Raw genomic sequence first — 11,964 nt, 5'->3', positions numbered from 1 at the left:
GCAACAACGATCAAGCGGCTCCGCGCCTTGCGGCTATCTTCGCGCGCCGGCCTTTGCCGGCCTGCAACGGAGACTCTCCATGGTCGGCACCTGGCTGCGCGTCACGCTTTTCCTGATTGGCTCAGCTATCGCCTCGGTGACGGCGCAGGCCGAGACCATCGTGCTCCGCGGCGGCACGCTTTACGCATCGGCCGATGCGGAAGCGCTGCCGGATGCGGTGATCGTGATGACCGACGGCGTCATCAGCGCGGTCGGCAAGTCCGGCGACATCCAGGCGCCGCCGGATGCCCGCGTGATCGATTGCAGCGGCAAGACCATCGTCGCCGGCTTCTGGAACAGCCATGTCCATTTCACGCAGAAAGTCTGGCGCAACGCCGGCGCTGCGCCGCCCGCGGCGCTGACGCAGCACATGCAGGAGATGCTGACGCGCTGGGGTTTTACCACGGTCTGGGATCTCGGCTCCGATCCGAGCGACACGTTGCCGCTGCGCAAGCGCATCGCCGCGGGCGAAGTCGCCGGCCCCAACATCTTGCTCGCAGGCAACATCTTCCCGAAGGGCGGGCACCCCGTCTACATCCCGCGCGAAGTGCAGCTTCCTGAAGTCGCGACGCCGGAGGAGGCCACGCAATGGGCGCGCGATTGGCTCGGCATGGGTGAGGACGGTATCAAGCTGTTCACCGGCGCGTTCATGGGGGACAAGCCCGTCGTCAACATGGACCCTGCAATCGCCAAGGCCGCCGTCGACGTCGCGCATGCGCAGGGCAGACCGGTGTTCGCGCATCCGCAGAACAAGGTCGGTGTCGAGACGGTGATCGAGTCCGGCGTCGATGTGCTCGCGCACACCACACCCGGCGAACCCGGCTACACCGCGGATCAGCTGGCGCGGTTCAAGGCACAGGGGACTGCGCTCGTTCCCACACTGTCGCTATTCACCACCGTGGTGCTCGATCCGAACGTCACCAATCGTCTGGTGGCTTCGACCGTCAACCAGCTCAAGCAATTTTCGGAAAATGGCGGCACGGTGCTGTTCGGCACCGATGTCGGTTTCACCACGCTGTACGACACCACGCAGGAATTTCAGTTGATGCACCGCGTGTTGTCGGGGCGGCAGGTGCTGGCCTCGTTGACGACCAATCCGGCGCGGTTCTTCAAGGCCGCGAAGAAGGGACGGGTGGAGCAGGGCTTCGACGCCGATCTCGTGGTGCTCGACGGCGATCCGCTCGGCGACGTCGGCAATCTTGCGAAGGTGAGCAGCACCATCCGTGCCGGTCACGTGATCTACCAGAAGCCGTGACGAGGGCGGGGAACTCGCATCGCGGGGGCAGTATTGACGCATGGTGCGTTCACTTGAACCGTTGCTGCGGCGTCACGACATATAGGCTATGAAGCGATCCCTGATTGCTGCCGGCATTCTGCTCTGGGCCATGGGCGCGGCGAGCGCGCAAATCCTTGCGCCCGGCCGCTCGACGTGGGATCCGCCGGTCCCCCAACCGCCGCCGCCGCCGCGGATCGAGGTGCCGGCTATCCCCAGGATGGACGCGCCGACGCAGCCGAGCCTGCGTTCGCGGCCGCGCAGCTCGTTCGGCGACCGCGTCAGCCGGTGCCTCGACGAGGCCGCCGCCGCGGGCCTGAACCAGGCCGAGCGTGCCGCCTATTCGCGATCCTGCGCCAACCACCGCGATTAGGGCGGGGCGTGGTCTGCTAGACAAGCCTTGTTGACGCACGGACGGAATTGCCGCCGCGCCGGCGAGCACGTTGTCGAACGGACAAGCGGCATCGACCGGCGGAGGCGCGGCGATCCGGTTCGAGGCCGTCGACCGTGCGAATCTGTCTGGCTATCCAAACGGACCGCTTTGATTTCGTCTCATGATCTTGAGCGTGAGCAGGGCCGCACCGAGCACAAGAAGCAGGACACCGACGACAATCGTGCTTGTCGATTCGAATGTCACACCAACCGCTGTCAGCAAGCAGCCAACAACGATAGCAATAAGCCCACCAAGCTTCTTTACCAACAGAAGCTGTCCGTCGCTTGCGCGCGCCACCATGATCAACCTCACTCTGTAAGTGATGCGGTCATTCCACCGTCGCCGCGGGCCGGTGTTGCTTGGACAAGCGGCGGGCTCACATCCGCACACGACGATCGTACTCTCGCGTGCCAATGATGGAAATCGCTCGTTGCTGCCATGATGACTTCGCTTTTGATTCAATTGCGCCGCGGGCGATTGGGCAACCTTGCTTACCTAGCCGCGCCGAAACGTCGCATGACTCAATCGAGTGTCGTATCGCACAACGGCGCTGCAATTCCGCGACACGCAATGCGTTCAGCGCATTTGTCGTAAAGTGGTCTGCACCAACGCAAGTGTTGCAAAGGCTGTGCAGGTGGATCGTTGACTCCGTGGCTTTTTGGGAGCCTACTTCTGGTTGCCGACTAGAAGACCTGAAGCCATAGGGTCCAAATCCGGAAGGACAGCCAATGTGGCCGCCTTCGATCGCGGAACAAGCGGAGCGGCCCTACATCTCGACCGGGCACTTGCCCGAACCCGAGATGGTGCAGGAGCTCGTGTCTCAAGCGCATCAGCGCTTCAAGTCGAACAGCGAAGGGACCAATTCGCAGGTTTATCCGGCCCTGGCCAGGGTGCCGAGTGAACTGTTCGGCGTCTGCGTGGCCGGTACCAGCGGACGTGTCTACGGCGCGGGCGATATCGAATACGAATTCTCGATCATGAGTGTATCGAAGCCATTCGTATTCGCATTGGTGTGCGAGGCCATCGGCCCTGAAGAGGCTCGTGCAAAACTGGGCGCGAACGCGACCGGGCTGCCGTTCAATTCACTGGCGGCGATCGAGCATGGAGCCGGGCGCACCAACCCCATGGTGAACGCAGGCGCGATCGCGACCACAAGCCTCGTGCCGGGCTCGAGCGCTGACGAGCAATGGCGGTTCATTCATGACGGCTTGTCGCGCTTCGCGGGTCGCAAACTTTCGCTCAACGAGGAAGTCTACGCATCGGCATCCAAGACCAACTTTCGCAATCGAAGCATCGCGCGGTTGCTGGAAAGCTACGACCGGATCTACTGCGACGCCAGGCAGGCGACCGATCTCTACACCCGGCAGTGTTCGCTGAATGTGAGCGCCAGGGATCTGGCCGTGATGGGCGCGACGCTCGCCGATGGTGGCGTGAATCCGGTGACCCGGCAGCGGGTGGTCGATGCGGCCGTGTGCCACTATGCATTGGCCGTCATGGTTACGGCGGGGCTGTATGAAACGTCGGGGGATTGGCTGTATGACATCGGCCTGCCCGGCAAAAGCGGCATTGGTGGAGGCATCGTCGCGGTGTCTCCGGGAAAGGGTGGTTTCGGCACTTTCGGGCCGCCACTGGATGCGGCCGGCAACAGCGTGCGAGGGCAGCTCGCCGCGAAGTTCCTGTCGCAAAGACTGGGCATGGATCTGTTCGTGTCCCAACCGGACGAGTGAACAAGAGGCACTGAAGATCGGTCGAGCTGTGGCCCGATCGATCGCAACGTCGGGCAGGTTGGAGGACGCGATGGCAACGCAAGCAATCTCGATCGGCGACATTCATCAGGAGGAGCGCGCATCATGGGTGCCCATGGTCGCAATTGCGTTCGGTCAGATGATCATGTCGTTCAACGTCGCGTCGTTGCCGGTTGCGATGGGGGGAATGGTGGCCAGCTTCGGCGTGCCGCCGACCACCGTCGCGACCGGAATCGTGGCGTACTCGATGCTTGTCGCCGGGTTCGTGATGCTTGGCGCCAAGCTCGCCCAAAGGTTCGGGGCGGTGCAGGTATTTCGTGCTGCGGTCGTGCTTTTCCTGATAGCGCAGATTGCGATGACGTTCAGCCCCACGGCCTCCGTCATGATTTCCGCTCAGGCGCTTTGCGGCGCCGCGGGCGCGGTGATCGTGCCCTCGCTCGTCGCGCTGATTGCCGAGAATTATGGCGGACGCCAGCAGGCGACGGCCCTTGGCGCGTTGGGCTCGGCGCGGGCTGCCGCCGGCGTGCTGGCATTTGTCGTCGGCGGGTTGCTTGGCACCTATATCGGCTGGCGCCCCGCGTTTGGAATTCTCATCGTTGCCTCGGCGATCGCTTTCGCTCTGAGTTTCCGCCTGCGGCCGGACCGCGGTCGCCCGGATGTCCAGATCGACCTGATCGGCGTCGCTCTTGCCGCGAGCGCGATCATCTTCATCAGCTTCGGATTCAATAATCTGAACAGTTGGGGCGTGATCCTGGCGACCCCTAACGCGCCATTCGAATTGCTGGGCGTCTCGCCGGCACCGGTCCTGATCGTGCTTGGCATTGTGCTCGGGCAGGCATTCCTGATGTGGACTCATCGCCAGCAGGCCGCGGGGAGGACGCCTTTGCTGGCGTTGGAGGTGATCGATTTACCGGAGGAGAGGTGCGCCGTCTACGCGCTGTTCGCGGTCGTGGCGCTCGAGGCAGCGCTGAACTTCACGGTCCCGCTCTACATCCAGATTGTGCAGGGACGTTCGCCAATTGCGACGGCGATCGCGATGATGCCCTTCAATCTGACCGTTTTTCTCTCGGCGATGATGATCGTCAATCTCTACGACAAACTGACGCCCCGCCGGATCGGACGCTTCGGCTTTGGCCTCTGCACTGTCGCGTTGCTGTGGCTCGCGTTCGTCGTGCGCAACGACTGGAGCGAGATTCCCGTTCTCGTTGGACTGGTGCTGTTCGGTATCGGCCAGGGCTCGCTGGTGACATTGCTGTTCAACGTTCTGGTCACGGCCTCACCCAAGGCGTTGGCCGGGGACGTCGGATCGTTGCGCGGAACCACACAGAATCTGGCGGCTGCAGTCGGTACCGCGGTCGCCGGAGCTCTTCTGGTCGGTCTTCTGAGCACGATCGCGCTCGGCAGGATTGCGGCCAGTCCGGTGCTGACCAAGGAGCTTCAGAGCCAGGTTGATCTCGGCAACATCACCTTCGTCAGCAATGACCGGCTGCGCAGCGTGCTCGAAGGCACCAGCGGTACGCCGCAGCAGGTCGAGGAAGCCGTCCGGGTCAATACCGAAGCGCGCCTGCGCGCTTTGAAGATCGGATTGCTGATCATGGCCGGCCTCGCACTGCTTGCGATCATTCCCGCAGGACGGCTGCCGAATTATCGGCCAGGCGAAATACCGGACGACGGAGCGACCGGCGAGGGCCAGCGATCGGCCTGATCGTATGTTGGCCGCCGCCGGGCAAGAAGGTCTCTGCAATAACGAGGTGCCAGATATGGATGAACTCGATCGTCGGATCGTGCTCCGGAGAATGCTCGGCGGCGTCGCAGCCGTTGGTCTCGGAACCGGCTTGCTGACGCAGGCGGCCAAGGCGCTGCCACTCGTCCCCGAAGATGCCCTCGTCACGAAGACGGATGATCCGGAGCGGCCGCTTCATATGGCCGTCGCCCGACCACCACCGCGCCCGCGTCCTCCGCCACCGCGCCGCCGCCGGCATCGCCGGCGCCGCTGGGTCTGTTGGTGGCACAGAGGTCGCCGCCGTTGTGGATGGCGCTGGTGAGAGCAGGCACAAGCTCCGGCAGTTCGAGTGGCCCGGTTGCCGCGGCCGTCCATGGCTGCCTGGGATCAAGGAGGACGACATGGCTACCTATGAGAACAGTTCCACGATGCTCCGCGGCCTGCCTGGCCCGCCTTTATGGGTCTGCGTTCTGCTGGGCCTCGTCATGATCGCCGCGGGCCTTCTGGTCCTGGGAGATGTCGTGCTTTTCACCGTGATCAGCGCCATCTTTATCGGCTGGACGGCCATCGTTGCCGGCGGGTTCGAAATCCTGCACGCCTTCTGGACCAAGGGCTGGGGCGGGTTCGTGTGGCAGCTTCTGCTGGGGGTGCTCTACCTTGCCTGCGGAATCGTTCTGCTCAGCCAACCGGTGACGAGCGCGCTGCTCCTGACCTATGCCCTCGGTCTCATGCTTTTAGTCTCCGGGATTGTGCGCATGCTGATCGGCATCGGCCATTGGCAGCAGTCCGGCTGGATCATGCTGGCATCCGGGCTGTTTGGCGTTCTGGCCGGCCTCGTCATTCTGACGGGATTTCCGGCAACCGGGCTGTGGGTGCTCGGGCTGCTGCTGGGGATCGATCTGCTGTCTCATGGCATCGGATGGCTGAGCTATGCTTTGCAGCCTGCCGCCAGAGCGGCTCAATAGGCCATCGATTGTCAGGGAGCGGCAGAACTCTCATTAATCGTCTGAAATCAAGTCGGCTCCACGCGAGATCAGTGACGGTCTCGCGCGATGCGCCATCGGGGGAGAGTGGACATGTCAGGTTTGCGGAAGGGCGTCAGAGTTTCGGCGCTGGTTGCGTCGATTGTGATGAGCCTCGTCGCCTTGCTGCCGGCGCAAGCCCAGCAGGATGGCGGCGTGCTGTTCCAGAACGTGCGAATTTTCGATGGCAGGAATGGCGCGCTGTCCGGGCCGTCCAATGTGCTGATCCGGAACAACAAGATCGAGAAGATTTCGACTGCGGCGATCGCGGCCGAGGCTCAGCTGATTGCCGGCGACGGACGGGTGCTGATGCCCGGGCTGATCGACGCGCACTGGCATGCATTGCTGGTACGCCCGACGCCGGCGGCCGTGATGGCGAGCGACGTTGGTTACACCAATCTTCTTGCGGCCGCCGAGGCAACGGCCACGCTCATGCGCGGCTTCACCACCATTCGCGACATGGGCGGGCCGGCCTTTTCCCTCAAGCGCGCGATCGACGAAGGTCTCGTCGCCGGTCCCCGCATCTACCCATCCGGTGCCATGATCACCATCACCGGCGGCCATGGCGACTTCCGGCAGCTGTCCGATCTGCCGCGAACGATCGGCGGCATGCTCAGCCGCATGGAGCAGATTGGCGGCAGCGTGGTCGCCGACAGCCCCGACGAAGTCCGCGTCCGCGTCCGCGAGCAACTCATGCAAGGTGCTACACAGGTCAAGCTCACGGCGGGCGGCGGCGTGGCGTCGCCGTTCAGTCCGCTCGATGTGTCCACGTTCACTGAACCGGAGTTGCGTGCCGCGGTAGATGCTGCCGAGAACTGGGGTACCTATGTCGCCGTACACGCCTACACGCCGGTCGCGATCCAGCGATCGATCGCAGCGGGAGTCAAATGCATCGAGCATGGTCATTTGATGGACGACGCGTCGGCCCGCCTGATGGCCGAGAAGGGGATTTGGCTGAGCACCCAGCCCTTCCTCGATCTGTCGGGCGCGAGTGCTCTTGGACCTGCGGAGCAGGACAAGATGCGGCAGGTCGTTGCCGGCACCGACAGGGTCTACGGCTTTGCCAAGAAGTACAAGTTGAAGACGGCCTTCGGTACCGACGTCTTGTTCTCGAAAGCGCTCGCTGACCGGCAAGGCGCCATGCTGACAGCCCTCACGCGATGGTACACGCCGGCTGAAGCGCTCATCATGGCGACATCGACGAATGCCGAATTGCTCGCTTTGTCCGGGCTTCGCAATCCATATTCGGGCAAGCTGGGCGTGGTGGAGGAAGGTGCGCTCGCCGACCTTCTGCTGGTCGAAGGCAATCCGATCGACAACATCAAGCTGATCGAAGATCCGGCGAAGAACTTCCTGGTCATCATGAAAGATGGGAAGGTTTACAAGAATCTTCTTGGTGGTGACCGGAACAGGTAGGCGGACATGATCACAAGGCGGGCCAAGCGGCAGCGTTAAAGCCGATATGGCTGCCGACCTTGGCCGGTGGAGCAGCGGTCGCCGGAACGGCAAGGGCAGTCTCCTACCGCCGAAACTGCGTCAGAAACATCCGCAAGGAATCGTGCGGGCTCTCGACATCCGAAATCACCCAGCCGTCGGGACCGTTGACGACGATGAAGTTGAGCGTGACGGCGCGGCCTTCATTGTCGAATGTCACCGTTACGTCGGTCCTGTCGAACTGCCGGCGCGGGATTGCGATCGAGATCGGGCCGAGCCGCCAGGTCGGGCTCTGCACCAGAAAATCGTAGGGCGCATCGTGCAGCGCGGTCCAGGCACCGCGCAGGGTGGGATCGAAGAATCGGCGAGCGGTTTCCTCGTCACGCGGCAGGCCGTTGGAATATTCGGCGCTGCCTCGCCCATAATAGGCGTAGACGTTGCGGATCAGGGATTCCGGCGAACGGAACCCGGCACAGGCCGTGGCGGCGGCGAAAACCGCCGCAACCAGCGAAAAACCCGCAAGGAATTTGCCGCGTCCCATCAGCTTTATTTGCCGTTGCCCCTGACATATCTTGCAGGGAAATCCCTTTGAACGAAAGCTACCCGGCGCGATGCGCGACCTTTTCGACGATGTCCCAGAACAATCTCCGTTCGATCCGCAGGAGGCGGTGCGGCGCCACATTCGCACGCCCCAGCGCAAGCGGTTCTACACCAGCGCCGGCGTCGCCGAGGCCGACGGCGAATTTTCGATCACGCTCGACGGCAAGCCGATCCGCTCTCCGTCCGGCAAGCCGATCGCGGTGCCCACGCGGCCCATTGCGGACGCGGTGGCGGCGGAATGGAATGCGCAGGGCGAGACCATCGATCCCATGACCATGCCGCTGACGCGCCTTGCCAACAGCGTGATCGAGGGGGTGATTGATCGCGTCGACGAGGTCGCCGACGATGCGGCCAAGTTCCTCGGCAGCGACCTCTTGTTCTACCGCGCCGGCCATCCAGAGACGCTGGTGGCGCGCGAGGCCCAGCACTGGGATCCGATCCTGTTCTGGGCCGCCGACGCGCTCGGCGCCCATTTCGTGATGGCCGAGGGGGTGATGCATGTCGGCCAGCCCGAGCCTGCGATCAAGGCGGCGCGGGCGGCGTTCCCGACTGACCCATGGTCGGTCGCCGCTCTCCATGTGGTGACGACCCTGACCGGCTCGGCGTTGCTGGCGCTGGCGCTGGCCCATGGCGCGCGGGACGCCGGCCAGGTCTGGACCGCCGCCCATGTCGACGAGGACTGGAACGCCGAGCAATGGGGCGTGGACGAGGAGGTCGCCGCCCGCCGCGCCGCCCGCCAGCTCGATTTCAAGGCCGCCGCCGGCGTGCTCAGGGAGGTGGCGCCGGCGGCCGGTTAACGAGGGGTTTACGGCGCCGGGCTAGCCTGCGGCTCGTTCCTCGCGCCTGGCCGAGACCTCCGACATGGCAATCGCCATCAATCCCGTGCTGCCAGTGCTCGCCTCGAAGGAGGCGGACAGCGTTGCGCCGGACCTCACGCTGGAGGCCGGCAGCGTCGTCAATGCGCAGGTGCTGAAGGTGCTGTCCGCCGATCTGGTGCGGATCGCCATCGCGAGCCTGTCGATCGACGTCCAGACCGAAGTGCCGCTGCAGCAGGGCCAGAACCTGCAGCTTGCGGTGTCGCAGACCAATGACGGCATCCGCCTGCAGCTGGTCGGGCCGGGCCCGGACACCGGCGACGCCGTACGGCTGTCGCCGGCAGCGGCCAACGCTGCCGCTGCCGCCCAGCCGATCGCCACGGCACCGAAGCCTGTATTGACGCCGCTGGAGCGCGTCACCATCACCGCGGCGGCGCAGACTGCGGCGGCAGTGCAGGGCAGCCAGGCGCCGCTGTTCGCCAATCTTGCCGCGGTCGCTCCCACCAATCTGCCGCCGAAGCTGCAGGCCGCGATCGCGCAGGTGCTGGCGCAGCAGACCGGCCTCGACGAGAATTTGAGCGGCGATGCGGTCAAGGCCGGCTTGCAGAAGTCCGGCCTGCTGTTCGAGGCGATGCTGGCGGCGGGCATTACGCCCGCGAGCGGCAGCGCGCCCGATCTGAAGGCCGCACTGATCGTGCTGCGCCAGGCGCTGACCTCGCTCAGCGCCGGTGATGCCGGCAGGCCGCCGTCCACCACATCGCTCCAGCAACCGGCGCTGGCCAGCGCCGCGACGGCGCCGAGCCTCGTGCCATCAGGCACGCAAGACCTCGACGTTCAGGAGATCCTGCTGCCGCAGGCCCGCCTGCCGGTCGCCGAGGATGTCAGCCGCGGCGCCACAGGGCTCGCAGGCGCGCTCGCGGATGCGCTCGATGCCGGCCCGTCCTCCGGCGGCGCGATCAATCTCATTCAGGAAGCGCTGCACGAAGTCGGCAACCCCGCGCGGCAGGGCGCCGCGCCGAGGGAGATGCTGCCAAGCGAGGTGCCGGTACGCGGCAATACGCCGCCGCCGCCATTTCACGGCGCGTTGCCGTCGGCCCAGGCCGTCGCGGAGGCGTCGATCGCCCCAAACACGCCGCTCGCGACGGCCGCGCATCGCCTGCTGGAAAACACCGACGCCGCCCTGGCGCGGCAGACGCTGCTGCAGGTCGCCTCGCTGCCGGACCGCGGCGACGCGTCGCGCCCGCAGCTCGACGCCATGGTGCCGCGCTGGAATTTCGAGATTCCGTTCCTGACCCAGCAGGGCACGGCGATGGCGCAGTTCGAGATTTCCCGCGATGGCGGCGGCAGCGCGGTCGAAGCCGCCAAGCGGGTGTGGCGCGCGCGCTTCACGCTCGATGTCGAGCCCGCCGGGCCGGTGCACGCGCTGGTCTCGCTGAACGGCGAGCGCACTTCGGTGCGGATGTGGGCCGAGCGGCCCTCGACCGCCGCGCAACTGCGCGCCGGCGCCTCCGAGCTGAGCCAGGCGCTGACCAGGGCCGAGCTCACGCCCGGCGATATCGAGATCCGCGACGGCAGCCCGCCGCAACCTGCGCCCGCGCGCGCCGGCCATTTCCTGGACCGCGCATCATGAGCGAGGCCAACAACCAGCTCGCGATCGCGCTGCATTACGACCACGCCGGCGCGCCGCGCGTGGTGGCGAGAGGCAAGGGCACGATCGGCGAAAAGATCGTCGAGATCGCCAAGGCCCACGACATCCCGATCGAGGAGAACGAGATTCTGGCCGGCGCGCTGTCCAAGGTCGAGCTCGGCGACGAGATCCCACCGGATCTCTACAAGGCCGTCGCCGAGGTGCTGGTGTTCGTGCTGCGGCTGTCGGGCCGGGCACGGTAGCGATCGCGTTTTCGAGCGAAGCGGGCACCGGTTCGCGTGAAGAAAACGCGACAAACAAGTGAGTCTTCTTGCCATCCTTTTACCACGATGGCATCCACCATCGTCGTCAACGCGAACCTGCCCAGGACTTGTCGTGATCCATCGCCGTCATGCGCTCGGTCTGCTTGCTGCCGCCGCGATCCTGCCGTCGCGCAGCTTCGCCAACGTGTCCTATCAGCGCAGCGAGTTTCGCGAGGAGCTGCAAAAGCGCTTCTTCGAGCTCGGTACCGACGGCACCTTCGTCGGCTACAAGGTCGAGGACTATCTGATCGTCGCCAGCGACAAGGAGCGCTCGGGCGAGGGCAAGCTGCCGGCCTCGACCTTCAAGATTCCGAATGCGCTGATTGCGCTGGAGACCGGAGTGGTCGCGGACCCCGACAAGGACGTCTTCAAGTGGGACGGGACGACCCGCAGCATCGAAGCCTGGAACAAGGATCACACGCTGCGCTCCGCGCTCGCGGTGTCGGCCTTTCCGGTGTTTCAGGAGATTGCACGGCGCATCGGCCAGGAGCGCATGCAGAAATATGTCGACGAGTTCGACTACGGCAATCGCGACATCGGCGGCGGCATCGACCAGTTCTGGCTCACCGGCGCCCTGCGCATCGATCCGGTCGAGCAGGTCGATTTCGTCGACCGGCTGCGCCGCCGCGTACTGCCGATCTCAAAGCGCAGCCAGCAGCTGGTGTGCGACATTCTCCCGGTGACGAAGGTCGGCGCCGCCGTCATTCGCGCCAAGACCGGCTTGACCGACAAGGAGCACGGCTCGCTCGGCTGGATGGTCGGCTGGGCCGAGAAGGGCACCGACATCACCGTGTTCGCGATGAACATGGACTGCAAGACGCAGGCGCAGATCGATGCGCGGATGAGCGTCTCGCAGCAATGCCTCACCGATATCGTCGCGCTGTGACGAGCTGACCTGCGCGCACCGCGGCTGGTCGACGCTGTGCGGCT

The 11,964-nt window shown here is 65.0% G+C and carries 12 protein-coding genes; 10 read left to right on the top strand and 2 right to left on the bottom strand.

Translation table 11 applies throughout. The annotated features are described in order from the left end of the window. Positions 1 to 79: 79 nt before the first annotated feature. Both RX327_RS23600 and RX327_RS23595 read left to right on the top strand, forming a co-directional pair. The gene (locus tag RX327_RS23600) at positions 80 to 1,294 is read left to right on the top strand and encodes an amidohydrolase family protein (protein ID WP_050384493.1); all 1,215 of its coding nucleotides are present in this window, start codon (positions 80 to 82) and stop codon (positions 1,292 to 1,294) included. An 88-nt stretch (positions 1,295 to 1,382) separates the two neighbouring features. Then, positions 1,383 to 1,685: a hypothetical protein gene (locus RX327_RS23595; protein WP_028335478.1), complete on the top strand. Its 303-nt coding sequence runs from the start codon at positions 1,383 to 1,385 to the stop codon at positions 1,683 to 1,685. Between the two features lie 150 nt (positions 1,686 to 1,835). On the opposite strand, the gene RX327_RS23590 is transcribed toward RX327_RS23595, so the two are convergent. After that, a complete protein-coding gene (locus RX327_RS23590) occupies positions 1,836 to 2,045 on the bottom strand; it encodes a hypothetical protein (protein ID WP_028335479.1) in 210 nt (69 codons plus the stop codon). 428 nt (positions 2,046 to 2,473) lie between these two features. Here RX327_RS23590 and glsA point away from each other — a divergent pair, with 428 nt between their 5' ends. The 4 genes from glsA (at position 2,474) to RX327_RS23570 (ending at position 7,651) form a co-directional block, all read left to right on the top strand. After that, entirely contained in the window at positions 2,474 to 3,472 is a 999-nt protein-coding gene (gene glsA, locus RX327_RS23585) for a glutaminase A (protein ID WP_050384494.1), read from the top strand. Next, complete coding sequence (locus RX327_RS23580; protein WP_317251309.1) at positions 3,378 to 5,195, top strand: MFS transporter; 1,818 nt, start codon at positions 3,378 to 3,380, stop codon at positions 5,193 to 5,195. The genes glsA and RX327_RS23580 overlap by 95 nt, the downstream gene beginning before the upstream one ends. A gap of 419 nt (positions 5,196 to 5,614) precedes the next feature. Then, a complete protein-coding gene (locus tag RX327_RS23575) occupies positions 5,615 to 6,178 on the top strand; it encodes an HdeD family acid-resistance protein (RefSeq protein ID WP_050384510.1) in 564 nt (187 codons plus the stop codon). Between the two features lie 165 nt (positions 6,179 to 6,343). Next, the gene (locus RX327_RS23570; RefSeq protein WP_317251308.1) at positions 6,344 to 7,651 is read left to right on the top strand and encodes an amidohydrolase family protein; all 1,308 of its coding nucleotides are present in this window, start codon (positions 6,344 to 6,346) and stop codon (positions 7,649 to 7,651) included. A 103-nt stretch (positions 7,652 to 7,754) separates the two neighbouring features. Here the strand turns inward: RX327_RS23570 and RX327_RS23565 are convergent, their stop codons facing one another. After that, entirely contained in the window at positions 7,755 to 8,210 is a 456-nt protein-coding gene (locus RX327_RS23565; protein WP_038377669.1) for a hypothetical protein, read from the bottom strand. 70 nt (positions 8,211 to 8,280) lie between these two features. On the opposite strand from RX327_RS23565, the gene RX327_RS23560 reads away from it, so the two are divergent. From RX327_RS23560 to blaOXA, 4 genes are all read left to right on the top strand, one after another. Further along, the gene (locus RX327_RS23560) at positions 8,281 to 9,066 is read left to right on the top strand and encodes an ATP12 family chaperone protein (RefSeq protein WP_317247259.1); all 786 of its coding nucleotides are present in this window, start codon (positions 8,281 to 8,283) and stop codon (positions 9,064 to 9,066) included. 64 nt (positions 9,067 to 9,130) lie between these two features. Further along, positions 9,131 to 10,714, top strand: coding sequence for a flagellar hook-length control protein FliK (locus RX327_RS23555; protein WP_050384497.1), 1,584 nt, complete (start codon positions 9,131 to 9,133; stop codon positions 10,712 to 10,714). Next, positions 10,711 to 10,974, top strand: a complete 264-nt coding sequence (locus tag RX327_RS23550; protein ID WP_317247258.1) for an EscU/YscU/HrcU family type III secretion system export apparatus switch protein — start codon at positions 10,711 to 10,713, stop codon at positions 10,972 to 10,974. Before RX327_RS23555 ends, RX327_RS23550 begins: the two co-directional genes overlap by 4 nt. 133 nt (positions 10,975 to 11,107) lie before the next feature. Continuing rightward, entirely contained in the window at positions 11,108 to 11,920 is an 813-nt protein-coding gene (blaOXA, locus tag RX327_RS23545; protein ID WP_317247257.1) for a class D beta-lactamase, read from the top strand. Positions 11,921 to 11,964: the final 44 nt, after the last annotated feature.

This window comes from Bradyrhizobium sp. BEA-2-5 (genome assembly GCF_032918025.1).
Lineage (GTDB): Bacteria > Pseudomonadota > Alphaproteobacteria > Rhizobiales > Xanthobacteraceae > Bradyrhizobium > Bradyrhizobium pachyrhizi.
This window is presented reverse-complemented; position numbering and strand designations above follow the sequence as displayed.